This is a genomic window from Nonomuraea phyllanthi, assembly GCF_006334985.2.
Lineage (GTDB): Bacteria > Actinomycetota > Actinomycetes > Streptosporangiales > Streptosporangiaceae > Nonomuraea > Nonomuraea phyllanthi.
Window position 1 is genome coordinate 625,039 of record NZ_VDLX02000001.1, and the last position, 15,928, is coordinate 640,966.

11 protein-coding genes are annotated in these 15,928 nt (G+C 73.4%); 3 read left to right on the forward strand and 8 right to left on the reverse strand.

Features of this window, described 5'->3' with window-relative positions:
* Positions 1–11 precede the first annotated feature (11 nt).
* Both FH608_RS53710 and FH608_RS02985 read right to left on the reverse strand, forming a co-directional pair.
* Positions 12–146 (reverse strand): hypothetical protein, encoded by a 135-nt coding sequence (locus tag FH608_RS53710; RefSeq protein WP_263008733.1) that lies wholly within the window; start codon positions 144–146, stop codon positions 12–14.
* Positions 147–250: 104 nt separating this feature from the next.
* Complete coding sequence (locus tag FH608_RS02985; protein ID WP_139628216.1) at positions 251–1,774, reverse strand: hypothetical protein; 1,524 nt, start codon at positions 1,772–1,774, stop codon at positions 251–253.
* 95 nt (positions 1,775–1,869) lie between these two features.
* On the opposite strand from FH608_RS02985, the gene FH608_RS02990 reads away from it, so the two are divergent.
* Complete coding sequence (locus FH608_RS02990; RefSeq protein WP_139628217.1) at positions 1,870–3,690, forward strand: DUF2628 domain-containing protein; 1,821 nt, start codon at positions 1,870–1,872, stop codon at positions 3,688–3,690.
* Here the strand turns inward: FH608_RS02990 and FH608_RS02995 are convergent.
* Both FH608_RS02995 and FH608_RS03000 read right to left on the reverse strand, forming a co-directional pair.
* A complete protein-coding gene (locus FH608_RS02995) occupies positions 3,687–5,930 on the reverse strand; it encodes an acyl-CoA dehydrogenase (protein WP_139628218.1) in 2,244 nt (747 codons plus the stop codon). The genes FH608_RS02990 and FH608_RS02995 overlap by 4 nt on opposite strands.
* A gap of 62 nt (positions 5,931–5,992) precedes the next feature.
* Positions 5,993–6,865, reverse strand: coding sequence for a hypothetical protein (locus FH608_RS03000; RefSeq protein ID WP_139628219.1), 873 nt, complete (start codon positions 6,863–6,865; stop codon positions 5,993–5,995).
* A gap of 491 nt (positions 6,866–7,356) precedes the next feature.
* On the opposite strand from FH608_RS03000, the gene FH608_RS03005 reads away from it, so the two are divergent.
* Both FH608_RS03005 and FH608_RS03010 read left to right on the forward strand, forming a co-directional pair.
* The gene (locus FH608_RS03005; RefSeq protein WP_139628220.1) at positions 7,357–8,787 is read left to right on the forward strand and encodes an AMP-binding protein; all 1,431 of its coding nucleotides are present in this window, start codon (positions 7,357–7,359) and stop codon (positions 8,785–8,787) included.
* A gap of 18 nt (positions 8,788–8,805) precedes the next feature.
* Positions 8,806–9,894, forward strand: a complete 1,089-nt coding sequence (locus FH608_RS03010) for a trypsin-like peptidase domain-containing protein (RefSeq protein ID WP_139628221.1) — start codon at positions 8,806–8,808, stop codon at positions 9,892–9,894.
* A gap of 54 nt (positions 9,895–9,948) precedes the next feature.
* Here FH608_RS03010 and FH608_RS03015 read toward each other — a convergent pair whose 3' ends face one another.
* From FH608_RS03015 to FH608_RS03030, 4 genes are all read right to left on the reverse strand, one after another.
* A complete protein-coding gene (locus FH608_RS03015) occupies positions 9,949–10,491 on the reverse strand; it encodes an OmpA family protein (protein ID WP_139628222.1) in 543 nt (180 codons plus the stop codon).
* Positions 10,475–11,092, reverse strand: a complete 618-nt coding sequence (locus FH608_RS03020; protein ID WP_139628223.1) for a hypothetical protein — start codon at positions 11,090–11,092, stop codon at positions 10,475–10,477. The genes FH608_RS03015 and FH608_RS03020 overlap by 17 nt, the downstream gene beginning before the upstream one ends.
* 73 nt (positions 11,093–11,165) lie before the next feature.
* Complete coding sequence (locus FH608_RS03025) at positions 11,166–14,093, reverse strand: AfsR/SARP family transcriptional regulator (protein WP_264372872.1); 2,928 nt, start codon at positions 14,091–14,093, stop codon at positions 11,166–11,168.
* 3 nt (positions 14,094–14,096) lie between these two features.
* Positions 14,097–15,926 (reverse strand): serine/threonine-protein kinase, encoded by a 1,830-nt coding sequence (locus tag FH608_RS03030; protein ID WP_139628224.1) that lies wholly within the window; start codon positions 15,924–15,926, stop codon positions 14,097–14,099.
* Positions 15,927–15,928: the final 2 nt, after the last annotated feature.

Here is a 15,928-nt window from a genome sequence, read left to right on the forward strand (position 1 = left end):
GTCGGCTCGGGTTACCGGTCGCCGTAGTTGTAGAGCGGCTGGTTGACCGGCGTGGCGGTGGCACCGGTGAGGGAGACGGTGGCGACCGTCGTCACGAGGGCCGCCACGGCGACGCCGATGATCGCCGCTAAGAGGATCTTGAACACGGGGGTTCCTCCTGGAGCGCGGTGCGTGGTCGGGGCCGCCCCTAACCTAGAACCAATTCTTGCTACTCGGAAGTAGCTCTACGAAAACTTTACAAATCCCCTGATCAGGGGTCATATCCGGATGGCATGCGACCATCGACCCGGTACAACCGCAGGTCACCCGTATCGACCAGGAGTCTCGCGCTCCGTAGCCATACGCCGAAGCGCCGCCGTTCCTCAACTGTCCCCGCGTTGACGATGACGTAGCGGAATCCAGCCGCCCGAAGATCGGGCGAAGGCCCAGCTAGTACGTGTTCTACCTCCCGCGCCCGCGGGTCCTCGCTCCCGACGACCAGGTCGCCGACCCGTACGGCGTCGTTGGAGACCACCCGCCGCCCCGGCACGGCGAAGAAGCGCTGGGCCGGGTCCAGCACGGCCCGGCCCCCGTTCCAGGGGAACTGCCGGTACGACTCGAAGGGCAGCACCAGCACGTCACCCGGCTCCCGGTCGGCCCGGACGACCTCGCGGGCGGCGGTCCAGCCCGCCGGGTAGGAGACGGCCCCCAGCCGCCCGAGCGAGCCCCAGGCCATGGTGGGCAGCACGGCCACCGGCACGAGCGCCATCGCGGCCAGCCACACCCGCTCGCGCGCGACCGACTCGACGAGCAGCCCGAGCCCGAGCGCCGCCACCAGCGCGAGCGGCGCCACGTACTGCTGGGCGTCCCTGAACACCGCGAACCCGCCCCACGCCTCCACCAGCCAGGCGAACGCCCGCCGCCCCGGCTCGCTCACGCCGGCGCAGGCGATCGCCAGCCCGGCCAGCGCCGCCACGGCCAGCCCCCTCTTGTACGGCACCGCGCTCCGCAGGAAGAACACGATCCCGGCCAGCGTGAGCAGCAGCCGGGCCGCCGCCCCCACGACGGTGCCGTACCCGGCGGGGACCGCGTGCGCGTTCCAGATCCCGCCCAGCGACAGCAGGCTCCCCACCGCGCCGAACGGCGTGTCGGCCCTGGCCGCGAACGCGTACACGCCCGCCGGATCGCCCGCGAGCCCCTCGGGCCGCAGCGCGGTGGCGACCAGCCACGGCAGGCTGAACGCCGCCAGCGCCCCCGCCACGACCCACAGCCGGCGGGCCACCGGCAGCGCCGTGATCGCGGTGACCGTCATCGCCGCGAAGCCGCCGACCGCCGCCGGCAGCAGGGCGACGGCGAGCCGCCGCCCTGACCACGCGGCCCGCACGACCCAGGGCAGCCCGGCGTACCCGAGCAGCAGCGCCCACTGCCCCATCAGCAGCCGCTCGGCCACGTACGGGTTCCACACGTAGAACGCGCCCGCCACCAGCCGCGGCCCCGGCGAGCCCGCCGGCAGCAGCAGCGCGGCCCCCGAGCAGCCGAGCACGAAGATCCCCAGCAGGATCGCCTTCTGCACCAGCTCGGCGGGCAGCACCTGCGCCAGCGCGGTCACCACGGCGTCGCTCGGGACGACCCGCGCTGCCCCGCCCGCCAGCCCGAACGTCCACGCGCTGAAGGCCGGGTCCGGCACGAACACCATGTCCTGGAGCAGCGTGAAACCCCGTCCGAGCGCCGGCCCGAGCGCCAGGCAGCCGAGCGCGAGCCCGAGCAGCGCAGCGACGAGCCCGAATCGGGGCATATGCGGCATCCCGCTATGACATCACAACCCTGCTACGGCCATTCCACCGCAGACCAGGACATGGTTGAGTCTTCGCGGGGGTGATGATGGCGAGCGTGGCTACCGTACGGGCACGCCACTGGCTTCGCGGCGGCGACGCCGTGCTGGCCGCCGGTGCGGTGATGGTGGCGGTGCAGCTCGTCTGGAAGTTCGAGCTGGTCAGGCGGACCTACTTCCGCCAGGACGACTTCATGTTCATCGCCAGGGGGCTGGAGAGCCAGCTGTCCTGGGACTACCTCATGCGGATCGACTTCGGCCACCTGATGCCGGGGGCGTTCGCGATCCACTGGGTGATGGGCCGGCTCGGGGTCTACAACGACGTGCTCGCGCACGGCCTCACGATCGGCCTGCAGGCGGCGGCCGGGCTGGCGCTGCTCCGGCTGCTGCGGCTGCTGTTCGGCCCGCGTCCGGCCATCCTGGTCCCGCTCGGCTTCTTCCTGCTGACCCCGATGACGATCCCGGGCCTGTCGTGGTGGGCGGTGGTGGCGGAGACGCTGCCGTTCCAGATCGCGCTGCCGATGGCGCTCTGCTCGCACGTCCTGTTCACCCGCACGGGGCGGATGCGGCACGCGGTGGCGGCGGCCGGCTGGACGGCGTTCGGGATGGTGTTCTTCGTCAAGGCGCCGTTCATCCCGGTGCTGGCCTTCGTGCTCACCGTCGGCTGGCTCGGCGGGCGGCGGCTGTGGCGGGCGTGGCTGCTCTACCTCGGCGTGCTGGTCCCGTACGCGGTGGTGTTCTTCCGGCAGCTGTTCACCTCGGTGCAGCTCACGAACGACACCTTCCACGCCGAGCTCCCCGCCGCCGGGGTCGCGGTGAAGGCGGCCTGGACGCTGCTGACCGGCTCGCTCGTGCCCACGTCGCTGGGCGGCCCCTGGCGCTGGCAGTCGATCGGCGAGGACTACGCGCTGGCCGCCACCCCGCCCGTGCTCGGCTGGGCCAGCGTGGCGGTCGCGGCCGTGGCGGTGACGGTGTCCGTGATGTGGCGGCGGCGGGCCTGGCTGGCGTGGCTGACGCTGCTCGGCTACTTCCTGCTGGCCGACGTGGCGCCGATCATGCTGGGGCGGGTCGAGACGCTCGGTCCGGATCTGAGCGGATTCGAGCTGCGATACGTCTCCTCCACCGCCGTGGTCGTGGCCCTGGCCATCGGGCTGGCGTTCATCCCGGTCCAGGGCGAGGAGCAGCCCTGGCGCCGCCCCTCGACGCGGCTGCGGTGGGCGTGGGCGCCGGTGGCGGCGGCGTTCGCGGCCGGGTCGGTGTGGTCGGTCGCCGCGTACGCCGACCGGCCGCTCGGCGCGAACGTCCGGAGCTACGTGCGGACCGCCGAGGCGGCGCTCGCCCGCGTGCCGGCGGGCTCGGTCGTCCTCGACACGCACGTACCGCCCAAGGTGGCGTTCGCGGCGTTCTTCTACGACTACGCGCGGCACTCACGCGTGCTCGGGCCGACCGCCCCGCACGGGATCTCCTGGACCAGCCGGCTCGCCGGCCCGGTGGCCGATCCGCTGATCTTCGACCGGCAGGGCCGGCTGTCCCCCGTGCGGATCGACGGCATCACGATCCCGGCCGGCGCCGCCTGCACCCCGGTCGGCCGGGACGAGGTGCGCTTCCGGCTCCCGACCGCGCTCGGGTACGGCGAGCACACCGTGCAGATCTCCTACCTGAACGGCGCCGAGACCACCCTGAACGTGCGGCTCGGGCTCGCCCAGACCGCCGTGCCGGCGGGCGAGAACCTGGGCAGGACCTTCGCCCCCATCACCGGTGCCGGGGCCGAGCTGGCCATCCGTGCCATCGGCCCGGCCTCGTGCGTCGGCGAGATCAGGATCGGCGCCCCCGTCCCGGCCGAGGACGCCGCGCCCGTCCCGCCGCAGCCCGTGCGCTAGTCCCTCGGCAGGCCCAGCATGCGCTCGCCGATGATGTTGAGCTGCACCTCGGTGGTGCCGCCGTAGATGGTCATCGCCCGGGTGGCGAGCACCGCCCGGTTCCAGTAGCCCGCGTCGCCGAGCTTGATGTCGGCGGCCACGACGGCGGCGGTGCCGAGCAGGTCGACCGCCGTCTCCGAGACGTGCTGGGCGTGGGAGGTGGACAGCAGCTTGCGTACGGAGGCGTCCGCGCCCGGCTCGCTGCCGGCCAGCTGCTTGAGCGTGACGCGCAGCGACAGCGCGTTGATCGAGTGGCCCTCGCAGACCACCCCGGCCACCTCCTGCGCCTCGGCAGGCGTCAGCTCGCGGCCGAGCCGCCCGATGAGGCCCAGCAGGTCGGGCACCGACGCGCCGGTGCCGCCCGAACCGGACGACAGCGAGACGCGCTCGTTCGACAGGGTGTTGCGGGCCACCTTCCAGCCGTCGCCGACCTCGCCCACGACCAGCTCGTCGGGGACGAAGACGCCGTCGAGGAAGACCTCGTTGAACAGGTTCTCGCCGGTCATCTCGGTCAGCGGCCGGACCGTGACGCCCGGGGCCTTCATGTCGACCAGGAAGTACGTGATGCCCTCGTGCTTGGAGCCCTCGCTGGAGTTGCGGGCGATGCAGATGCCCCACTCGGCGACGTGCGCCACGGAGGTCCAGATCTTCTGGCCGGTGAGCTTCCAGCCGCCCTCGACCTGCTCGGCCTTCATCTGCAGCGAGGCCAGGTCGGAGCCGGCGCCGGGCTCGGAGAACAGCTGGCACCAGATCATCTCGCCGCTGAGCGTCTTGGGCAGGAAGCGCTCCTGCTGCTCGGGCGTGCCGTACGTGACGATCGACGGCACCACCCAGGCACCGATGATCATCGCGGGCAGCCTGACCTTGGCGGCCTTGAGCTCCTGGGCGATGAGCACCTGCTCGAGGGGCTTGGCGTCGCGGCCCCACGGCTTGGGCAGGTGCGGCATGACGAAGCCGCGCGCGGCCAGCGCCCGCTTCTGCTCCTTGCCCTCCAGCTGGGCGATCTCCGCGATCTCGGCGCGGATCGACTCGCGCAGCTCCTCGGCGTCCTCGGGCAGGTCGATCCGCATCTCGCGGCTGACGCCCTGCAGAGCCAGCTCGGTCACCCTGGCGGCCCACTCGGCCGACGAGCCCAGCAGGGCGCGCAGGGTGAGGGCGCGGCGGAAGTAGAGATGGGCGTCGTGCTCGAAGGTGTAGCCGATGCCGCCGAACGTCTGGATGGCGTCCTTGGCGCACTGCACGGCCGCGTCGGGCGCCATCACGCCGGCGATGGCGGCGGCGTACTCCAGCTCCCTGGCTGCGTTGATGGTCGCGCTCCCTCGGGCCGCCGTTGGCATCAGGCTGGACGCCTTCGCTCTCTCCGGCCCGGCTCGCCGCTCCGCCGCCCTGGTGGCGTCCCACACGGTCGCCCTGGCCTGCTCCAGCGCGACCAGCATGCGGGAGAGCTTGTGCTTGATGCCCTGGAACTGGCCGATCGGGCGGCCGAACTGCACGCGTACCTTGGCGTATTCGGCGGCGGCCGTGACGCACCAGGAGGCCAGGCCCGCCGCCTCGGCGCCCAGCAGGATCGCGGCCAGGTCGCGCACGTCGGAGCTCTGGACGCCGCCCAGGATGCGCTCGGCGGGCACGGCCACCTCCGACAGCTCCACCTTCGCGACCGGCCTGGTGAGGTCGAGCGACTTGATCGCGGTGACGGTGGCGGCGGACGCGTCGACCAGCACCCACTCCTCGCCGTCGTCCGTGGCGACCGGCAGCACGAGCGCGTCGGCCAGCGAGCCGCCGAGCACCGGCTCGGCCGTGCCGGAGACCACCAGCGAGCCGTCCTCGGTGCGGGTGCCGCGGAGCGAGCCGGTCAGCGCGACGGCCCCGGTGCGGGTCCCGTCGGCGAACGGCTCCAGGTGCTCACGCCGCTTCGAGGCGGTGATCACCGCGCTGGCCAGCACGGTCGGCACGTACGGACCCGGCGCCATGCGCTCGGCCAGGGCCTCGACGGCCACGGCGGTCTCCAGCAGCCCGTAGCCGGAGCCGCCGTGCTCCTCGGGCACGTGCAGGCCGAGCAGTCCCTGCTCGGCCAGGGCCGACCAGAACGGGGGACGCGTGTCCGCCCCGGCGCGCAGCAGCTCGGACGGGATGTTCCGCTCGGCCCAGCCGCTCACCGACTCGCGGAGCGCCTCGTGCTCCTCGCTCAACCCGATCGCCATGCTCATCCTCCATGCCAGGTCCGGACCATGCCCAGAACCATATTCTAGAGGATGCTTCTGGGCTAGAGCGGCCGCACCTTCTCCGCGAGGGTGTTCAGATCGGGCCAGCGCGCCTTGTTCTCCTGAGGAATGGAGGCCAGGAGCATCGCGGGCTTCGTCTTGCCCACCTCGACGACCGACACCATGGCCTGGGCGACCTGCTTCTTGCCGTCGAGGGTGTAGGTGACCTTGTAGCCGAGCGTCCAGCCCTTGCCGACCGTGACCTTCTTGGAGGCCGTCCACTCCAGCGTGGCGCCCTTGGGGTACTGCGTGCGGATCGTCCAGCGGGCCGCCTCCGTGGCGATCGCGCGGTAGTCGGCGTCCGTCGAGGGCTTCTTCGCCGGCGAGTCACCGGGGTACATCGCCGAGCCGATCAGCGTGTACGGGATCTCCACCTTGCCGATGCGCTGCGCCACCGAGTACGGCGGGTAGTCCCTGGCCTTCCACGGCGCGCCCAGCTTCGGATAGCTGATCCCGCTGTTCTTGTCCGTGATGGTGCCCGCGACCACGGCCGCCTTGCCCGGCAGGGTCGCGTACGCCTTGCTCTTGGGCACCTCCGGCAGCACGATCGGCGTCGGGGTGGGGCTCGGGGTGGGCGACGCCGTGGCGGCGGCGGAGGTCGGCACGGGCGAGACCGGGACGACCTGCTCGCCCGCCGTCTGGTTGGCGGGCACGTCACCGGAGAACACGAAGAAGATCAGGAACACGGCCCCGACCGTGCCGAGGATCGCGCCCAGAAGGTAGACGACCTTGATCGGGATGTCGCCGAAGCCACGCCTGGGCGGCTTCGGGGCGGGCGCGAAGGGGTACGGGGGCGGGGGCTGCATCGGCGCCTGCGGCCCGCCGGCCTGCGGGACGGGCGGCTGCGGCAGCGGAGGAAGGCCCGGGCGTTGCATCGGCGACTGCTGAGGCGGCCCCTGCCGGGGAGGCCCCTGCTGAAGCGGCGTCGGCTGGGACGGCGGCTGCTGAGCCGGGGACTGCTGGGTCGGGGGCTGCTGGGTCGGGGGCTGCTTTGCCGGGGGCTGCTGGGCGGGGGGCTGCTTTGCCGGAGGCTGGGGCGACGGAGGCTGCTGTGGCGCTTGTCGAGGCGGCTGCTGCTGGGCAGGCGGTTGCTGGGCAGGCGGTTGCTGGGACGGGGGCTTCTGCTTGCCCGGTGGCTGCTGAGCCGGTGGCTGCTGCTTGGCCGGGGGCTTGCCGGTCTGGGGCGGCCGTTGGATCCTGATCGTCTCCTCCGCCGGCGGGACGATCTTGCGGAACGGGGTGGTGGGTGGATCATAAGTGGGTCTCTGGTCGCCGCGGTCCGCCATGGCCTTGAGGTTACGTCACCTTGGAGCGGGATAATTCCTCTATTCCCTCTGCAGAATCTAATTCTGTAAGGTCTGCGGACATGAGGGGTTTCTACGAGATCGCCGCCGACGACCCCGGCCGTCCCGCCCTCCTCGGCGACGCGGGCGCCACCTACGGCGAGCTGCTCGCCCGCACCAACCGCGCCTCCAACGGCCTGACCTCGCGCGGAGTGGCCCCGGGCGACTGCGTGGTCACCGTGCTGAAGAACGGGCTCGACGCGCTCACCATGATGCTCGCCACGTACCAGATCGGCGCCTACCTCGTACCGGTGAACTGGCACTTCACGGCCGAGGAGATCGCCTACATCGTGGCCGACTGCCAGGCCGGGGTGGTGGTCTCGCCGGACGCCCTCACGGTCGCCGAGCTCGTCTCCGGGCAGCCCGCCGACGCGCCCGCGCACCGGCGGGCCGGGTCGATGATGCTCTACACCTCGGGCACGACCGGGCACCCCAAGGGCGTGCGGCGGCGGCTGCTGGACCTGACGCCGGAGGAGCTGTACCCGATCCTGATGCGCAAGAGCTGGCGGCACTTCGGGCTGCCGTCCGGGGGGGTGCACCTGGTGTGCTCGCAGCTCTACCACTCGGCGCCGTACGGGCAGGCCATGATGGCGCTGCAGTTCGGGCACTCGATCGTGGCGCCCGAGCGGTTCGAGGCCGTCGAGGCGCTGCGGCTCATCGAGCGGCACCGGGTGACGAACGCGTTCATGGTGCCCACGATGTTCCACCGGCTGCTGGGGGTGCCGGACCGGGAGTCGTACGACCTGTCCTCCCTCACCCACCTCTACCACGGCGCGGCGCCGTGCCCGCCGGCCACCAAGAAGGCCATGATCGACTGGCTCGGGCCCGTCCTGTGGGAGTACTACGGCTCCACCGAGGCGGCCGTGGCGACCATGGTGTCGTCGGAGGAGTGGCTGGCCAGGCCCGGCACGGTCGGCAGGGCGCTGGACGGGATGGCGTTCACGATCGTCGGGGAGGACGGCCGCGAGGTGGGCCCGGGAACGCCGGGGCTGGTCTACATCGGCGGCATCAACCGGTTCGAGTACCACGGCGATCCCGGCAAGACGGCGGCGTCGATGCGCGGCCGCGACTACACCCCGGGGGACATCGGCTACCTGGACGACGACGGCTACCTGTTCCTGCTGGACCGGCGGACCGACCTGATCATCTCCGGCGGCGTGAACATCTACCCGGCCGAGATCGAGGCCGCGCTGCTCGAACACCCGTCCGTGGCGGACGTGGCGGTGATCGGCGCACCGGACCCCGAGTGGGGGCAGAAGGTCGTCGCGCTCGTCCAGCCGGCGGCGGGGGCCACGGGCGGGGACGAGCTGACGGCCGAGCTGCTCCGGCACTGCGCGCCCCGGCTGGCCCGGCTCAAGCATCCGCGCGTGATCGAGTACCGCGAGTCGTTGCCGCGCACGCCGACGGGCAAGCTGAGCAGGCGCGACGTCCGGGAAGCGTATCTTTCGGGCTGAGCTGGGCAGGGGCCTGCCATGAGGAGGATCGTCGCCTGTCTGGCCACTGCCGCCGTGCTGCTCACCGGTTGCGGGCCGTCCCCTTATTCCGAGGCCGAGCAGCAGGGCGCGCTCGCGTCACCCACGCAGGTGTCGCCCCCGGCCCCGTCGCCTGCCGGCACCTCGCCGGCGTCGCTGAACTCTCTCCAGGCGGCGTACGAGAAGGTCATCGCCAACGTCCTGCCGTCCATCGTGCAGATCACCACCAAGGTGGGGCTCGGGTCCGGCATCGTGTACGACACGGCGGGACACATCGTCACCAACGCCCACGTGGTCGGCCAGGCCACCAAGATGGAGGTCACCCTCGCCACCGGCGGCCCCCCGCGCCCCGCCAGGGTGATCAGGACCTTCCAGGCGGGCGACCTCGCCGTGATCAAGGTGGACGACCCCAAGGGGTTGCGGCCCGCCAAGTTCGCGGACTCGTCCAAGCTGCGGGTCGGCCAGATCGTGCTCGCCATGGGCAACCCGCTGGGCCTGTCGGGCAGCGTGACGAACGGCATCGTCTCGGCGCTCGGCCGTACGGTCTCCGAACCGCAGGAGGAGGGCTCCCCCGGCGCCACGATCGCCAACGCCATCCAGACCTCCGCCGCGATCAACCCCGGCAACAGCGGCGGCGCGCTGGTCGACCTGTCCGGCCAGGTGATCGGCATTCCCACGCTCGCCGCCGTCGACCCCGCCCTGGGCGGGGGCGCCGCGCCCGGCATCGGGTTCGCGATCCCGAGCAACACCGCGACCAACATCGCCGCCCAGATCGTCAAGACCGGCAAGGTCACCAACACCCAACGGGCCGCCCTCGGCATCAGGGGCAGCACGGTCATCGGCCTCGACGGCCAGCCGAGCGGGGTGGGCGTGGTCAGCGTCGTGCCCGGTGGAGGCGCGGACAAGGCGGGCATCGAGTCGGGTGACGTGATCGTCTCGATCAACGGCAAGGACACGCCGACGATGGTGGCCCTGTCCGAGACCATCGCCACCCTCAAGCCCGGCGACCAGGTCAAGGTGGGGGTGCTGAACTCGGAGGGGAACCCGAGAACGGTCAACGTGACGCTGGGCGAGCTCCAGGGCGACTGACCGCCGCGGGCCCGCACGCCAGGCCGTCACGCGGCCGTCACCCCTGGGAAGGGGTCACTGCCTGGCGGTGAACACCACCTCGACCCGCCGGTTCCGCGCGCGGTTCTTCTTGTCGGGCTTGCCGTTCACCACGTTGGGCCACTTGGGCCGGCTCTCGCCGTACCCGCGCGCCTCCAGGGTCACGCCCGCGTCGCTGAGCAGCCCGCTCATGGCCGTACGCACCGCCTGCGCCCGCCGCCGCGACAGGGTGACGTTGTACGCCTCGCTCCCCTGGTCGTCCGTGTGGCCGTCGATCCTGACCACCCCGCCCGCCCCGTCGGCCTTGACCTTCTCGGCCACCTGCGAGAGCCGCTGCCGGGCCTTGGCGGTCAGCCGCCACTTGTCCAGCGCGAACAGCACGTCGCTGGTGAGCGCGACCGTCACCTGGCGCCCCTGCCTGCTCTCGCTCTCGGTGCCGTCCAGCGACTCGATCTCGCCGATGACGTCCTCGACGGGCAGCACCAGGTCCTCGACCGCGCCGGTGGCTCCGGCCGGGGGGCTGGGCGCGGGCGTGGGTGACAGGACGAGCGACAGGGCGACGCTAAGAGATCGGAACATCGGTGAACACGCCGATCATGGGCATCTCGATGTTGATCTTCGTGACGTCCGGAGGAGGCGCGGCGAAGACGGCGTACAGCGTGGACGCCTCGCCCGTCTCCAGCCGGTTGCCCATGGTCGCGGAGCAGACGCACTCCGCGTCCTGGCCGGGGCCGTTGCGTGCCACCCGGTAGCGCTTGGCGTTCACCGGGTCGATCAGCGAGACGCCCGAGACCGTGTAGTCCGTGGGGCCGGTGCCGAGGCCGGTGCCCAGGACGACCCTTCCGTCGGTCGCGGTGACCCTCCAGGTGAGTGTGAGGGTCCTGCCCTGGCGCTTGAGCTCGTTGATGTCGGCGCGCGCCTTGCCGCGATCGCCGCTCAGGCTCACCTCGACCTCGCGGGTGGCGATCGGCGCGGACTCCTGCGCGCTCTGCTGCTGGGCCGCCGGCGACTCCTGGGAGGAGGGCGACTCCTGGGGCGCCGTCGACTCTTGCTTCCCTGCGGGGGACTCGACGACGGCCTGCGACTGCCGCTCCTCGCCGCCGCCGCCCTGCCGGCCGGGGAGCGCACCGCAGCCCGCCAGCGCGACGGCCGCGACCGCCAGCGCGATCGTCTTTCGCATGCTGTGATCACCTTCGTTGTCGGGGATGTGGCCCTCACCGTAGGGGTACGGCGTTCAGAATCCGCATAGTCGGCTATATCCGCCGGCCACGCCGCCTACGGGCCTCCTGCGCGAGCTGCTCGGCATCCGCCCTGCCCTGCTCGTCACCGAGGCGGTCAAACTCTCCCATGGCACGCATAGACGCCTCAACCGCCCCATCCAGGTCATCGAGGTCGAGAGCCGCGTGGGCGAGCGCCATGAGGGCCTGCGCGGTGCCCCTGCGCTCGCCGTACGAGGTGAAGGTCTCCAGCGACTCGCGGACGAGCGCGGCGGCGGCCTCCGGCGCGCCGTCCGCCCTGGCGATCTCGGCCAGGACGAGCAGCGCCGCCGCCTCGGGCAGCCGGTCGCCCAGCCGGCGGTTGATCCGCAGCCGCCGCTCCGCGCAGTCGCGCGCCTCGGCCCGCCTGCCCGCGCCCAGGTGCACCCTGGCCAGGTCCAGCAGCGCCTCAGCCTCGCCGCGCGGGTCGCCCAGGCTCTGGTAGGCGCGCAGGCTCCGGTCCAGCACCTCCCGGTCGCGGCGCAGCGCGCCCAGCGCCCTCAGCGCGTCGGCCTGGCCGCGCCGGTCCCCGGCCTCCTCGAAGACCCGCAGGGCCCGTACGAACGCCTGCTCGGCCTCCGCCGGACGGGCCTGGACCAGGCCGAGCCTGAGCGTGATCCTGGCCAGTTCCAACCCCTCCACCAGCGGCTGGGCCGCCCGCAGCGCCGCGGCGGCCGCCTCCGTGCGCCCCTCGGCCCTGTGCAGATCGGCCAGGCCGCGTAGCAGGAGCGCCTCGCCGTGCCGGTGGCCCACCGCCCTGGCCGCGTCGAGCCCGGTCGCCGTGGTCAGGTGCCAGTCGTCGTGGTGGGCGCCCAGCTCGAACAGCGGCGTCAGATAGAAGGCCAGCCGCCAGGCCGCCTCGTGCAGGCCCGCCCGGTGGAAGTCGTCGACGGCCGCCACCAGGAACCGGCGCTCGGCGCTCAGCCACCGCGCCTCCTGGCGCAGCCACCCGGTCTTCAACCCGTCCGGCTCCGCCGCCCCTTCCCGCGTTCCCGAACGCTGGTCAGGGGTGCCCTGGCCGGGCGGCGGATGGGACTCGGTGCGGCCGGAGCCGGGCTCGGCGGGCAGCAGGGTGGCTCTGGCCCGCCGGGTCCGCTCAAGGATCACGCCCGCCCTCGCCGCCAGCACGCCCGCCGCCCCGCCGTCCTCCTCGGCGAGCCGCTCGGCGGCATAGAGCCTGGTCAGGTCGTGCCACCCGTACCGTTCCTGGCCCGCCTCGTCGAGGCCGCGCGACTGCAGGAGCCCCGCCTCGGCCAGCGGCTCCAGGTCCGCGCCGAGCACCCACGACGCGAAGTCGGGTGCCGACAGCGCGCCGAGCCCGCGCAGCAGTCGCCGCTCCCGGTCGGGCAGGCCCCGGTAGCCGAGCGCGAGGCTGCCCCGGACGGCCAGGTCGCCCGCGCTCAGCTCGTCCAGCCTGCGCCGCTCGTCGCCGAGGCGGCCCGCCAGGTGGTCGAGCGTCCATCCCGGCTTCCTGGCCAGGCGGGACCCCGCGATGCGCAGCGCCAGCGGCAGGTGGCCGCAGAGCCGGACGATGCGCCGGGCGGCCTCGGGCTCGGCGCGCACCCGGTCGTGCCCCGCCACCTCGCCGAGCATCGCCACGGCCTCGTCCTCGCTGAGAACCCCCAGCTCGTACGCCCGCGCCGCCTCCAGCCCGGCCAGCGGCGACCGGCTCGTCACGAGCGTGAGGCTGCCGGGGCCGGTCGGCAGCAGCGGGCGCACCTGGGCCTCGTCGGCGGCGTCGTCCAGCACGACGAGCAGCCTCCTGCGGGCCGTCATGCTGCGGTAGAGCCGTACCCGCTCCTCCAGCCCCGGCGGGACCGAGCCGTCCGGGCAGCCGAGCGAGCGCAGCAGGTCCTCCAGCGCGGCGCCGGGCGGCCTGGCGCCGAGCGAGGCGTAGAGGCGGCCGTCAGGGCGTTCCAGCGCGGTGGCCGCGTGCACGGCGGCGGCGGACTTCCCGCAGCCGGGCGGGCCGTGGAGGACGAGGTGCACGGGCGCGGACGCCTGCTCGCCCGCCGTACGGACGGATGCCTGCTCGCCCGCCGTACGGACGATCCAGTCGAGCACGTGCTGTCGACCCACGAAATCCGAAATATCCGGCGGCAGCTCGTCCACCGGCCCCGGCCGCCCGGACGTACGGCCCTCGGCGGTCCTCCCGGACGTACGGCCCTCGGCGGTCCTCCCGGACGGGCGGCCCTCGTCCTCCAGGACCCGCCGGTGCGCGGCCGTCAGCTCGGCTCCCGGCTCCAGCCCCAGCTCCTCCACCAGCGTCCTGCGCGCGTCCTGGTAGGCCCCGAGCGCCTCCGACCGGCGTCCCGCCTGGTGGAGGGCCTCGATGAGGCACACCCAGGCACGTTCGCGCAGCGGGTGCGCCCCGACGAGCGCCCGCAGCTCCCCGACCACCTCCGCGCCCCGGCCGAGCCGCAGGTCCAGCCGCACCCGCTCCTCCAGCGCGGTCAGGCGCAGCTCCTCCAGCGGCACGGCATACGTCCGGCGCAGGGCGGACGACTCCACGCCGGCCAGCGCCTGTCCCCGCCACAACCCCAGAGCCATCCCGTACGTGCCGGCCGCCTGCTCGATCCGGCCCGACTCGCGCTCCCGCCTGGCCGTGGCGACCAGCCGCTCGAACCGGTGGCAGTCCACGTCGTCAGGCTCCACGTCCAGCACGTAGCCGCCCGGCACCGTACGGATGCCGTCCACGACCTTGCGCAACGCGCTCACGTACACCCTGAGCACCGGCCCCGCCGACGCCGGCGGCCGGTCGTCCCAGACCACGGACACCAGCCGCTCGACCGGCACCGGCCGGCCCGCCTCCAGCAGCAGCGCCGCCAGCAGCGTGCGGTGCTTGGCCGGTCCCGGCGCCTGGCCGGCCTCGAGGCGCAGCGGCCCGAGGACGCCGAAGCGGGGGTTCACGCGATCATCGGCCACCGGTCATTGACCTGCCGGTCCGAGCGCGAAGGAGTCGAAGCGGACGCGCAGCGACCCGGAGGCGCCGGAGGCGGCGTGCACGCCGGCCTCGCCCGGGCCGTACGGCGCTTCGGTGTCGGACGCCTCCGCGACCAGGCGGTCGTTGAGCCACATGCGTAACGTCACCTTGCCCCCGCTCCCGCCGTCCTCGTTGCCGCTGTCCCCGCCGTTGCCGCACTCCGCCACGATGCGGTTGGCGGCCGCGCTCCCGACGCCGGCCGGGCCGTACAGGATCGTGCCCTCGGTGCCCGTGCGGCGCTTGACGATCGTGACCTCGCCCGAGCCGCTCACCCCGAACTCGTAGCGGTCGCCGGAGCCGGCCGAGCCGTGGCACCACACACCGTACTGCCCGGACCCGTCCTCCAGGGTGGCCCGGGCGCTGACCACCACCCCGCCCGCCGGCTCCCGCCTTGGGGCCGACTTCCACAGCCGCCAGCCCGGCTTGACGCTCAGCTCGTAGCCCGAGCCGGACCGCTTGGCGCTCCCGCCCTGCGACGCGCCGACCTCCCACGAGTCGCCGAAGCCCGCCTCGTACGGCCAGCTCTCCCGGGACAGCACGGGCACGGCCACGGCGGCGGCAAGGACCACCGCGGCGATCCCCGCAATCCACGGCCACCTCCGGCGTCTCACCCCGGCAGGCGGCTCCCCATGCCCACGAACCGCTGACCCCCCACCTGCCCCCTGACCACCCGGCACAGCGCTGGGCGGGACGGCACCAGGCGCGACGGCGCCAGGCTGAGCGGCATGGGGAGGTGCGGTGCCGGGCTGAGCGGCATTGGACGGCGCGTTGCCATGCTGAGCGGCACCGGCCGGAGCGGCACCGGCCGGAGCGGCACCCCTCGCGGCGGCACCGGGCGCGATGTCGCCAGGCCGGGCGGCATCGGACCGTCCGGCACCGGGCTGAGCGGCACCGAGCGGAAGGACACCGGCCGGAGCGGCGCTGGGCGGAACGGTGCCGGGTGGGGTGGTGAGGGTGGTCCAGGTGCGTTCGACGACTTCGGTGGCCGTGGTGAGGCGGGTGCCGCCGACCAGTTCCCCCAGGAGCCCCTGCGCGGTGGGCCGCCGCCGGGGGTCCTTGGCGAGCGCCCGCTCCACCACACCCCGGATCCCCTCGTCCAGCCCGTCCAGCGGGGGATCCTCCCGCACGACCCGGTAGAGGACCTCGCCCGCCGCCCCGCTCCCGAAGGGCGGCCGCCCCGTCCCCGCGTACGCGATCACCCCGCCCCACGCGAACACGTCGGCGGCCGGGGTCAGCGGCTCCCCGCGCACCTGCTCGGGCGCCATGAAGGCGGGCGTGCCGAGGATGGCCTGGCTGGTCAGCCCGTCGTGCTCCACGAGCTGGGCGATGCCGAAGTCGATCACCCGGGGCCCGAGCGGCGAGAGCAGCACGTTGGAGGGTTTGAGGTCGCGGTGGATCACGCCGGCGCCGTGGATGGCGCTGAGGGCGGTGGCGATGCCGACGGCGAGCGCGTCCAGGTTGGAGCCGGAGAAGGGCCCCTGGTCGTGTACGGCACGCGCCAGGTCAGGACCTTTGACGTATTCGGTGACGAGGTAGGCGATATTTCCGTCGATCCCGGCGTCGAGGACGGGCGCGGTGCAGAACCTGGCCACCCGCCGCGCCGCCGCGACCTCCCGCTCGAACCGCCGCCTGAACGCCGGGTCGCGGGCCAGCGCCGGATGGATGACCTTGACCGCGGCCAGGCCGCCGGTGGGCGTGGTGGCGAGGTGCACCTCGCCCATGCCGCCGCTGCCGAGCAGGCGGCGCAACGTGTAGCCGCCTATGACCTGGTTCATCG

Bases quoted from the DNA above. Each gene is read 5' to 3' on its own strand.
- FH608_RS02985 (WP_139628216.1), bottom strand. From the start codon at position 1,774: ATGCCCCGATTCGGGCTCGTCGCTGCGCTGCTCGGGCTCGCGCTCGGC.
- FH608_RS02995 (WP_139628218.1), bottom strand. From the start codon at position 5,930: ATGGCGATCGGGTTGAGCGAGGAGCACGAGGCGCTCCGCGAGTCGGTG.
- FH608_RS03000 (WP_139628219.1), bottom strand. From the start codon at position 6,865: ATGCAACGCCCGGGCCTTCCTCCGCTGCCGCAGCCGCCCGTCCCGCAG.
- FH608_RS03005 (WP_139628220.1), top strand. From the start codon at position 7,357: ATGAGGGGTTTCTACGAGATCGCCGCCGACGACCCCGGCCGTCCCGCC.
- FH608_RS03010 (WP_139628221.1), top strand. From the start codon at position 8,806: ATGAGGAGGATCGTCGCCTGTCTGGCCACTGCCGCCGTGCTGCTCACC.
- FH608_RS03015 (WP_139628222.1), bottom strand. From the start codon at position 10,491: ATGTTCCGATCTCTTAGCGTCGCCCTGTCGCTCGTCCTGTCACCCACG.
- FH608_RS03020 (WP_139628223.1), bottom strand. From the start codon at position 11,092: ATGCGAAAGACGATCGCGCTGGCGGTCGCGGCCGTCGCGCTGGCGGGC.
- FH608_RS03030 (WP_139628224.1), bottom strand. From the start codon at position 15,926: ATGAACCAGGTCATAGGCGGCTACACGTTGCGCCGCCTGCTCGGCAGC.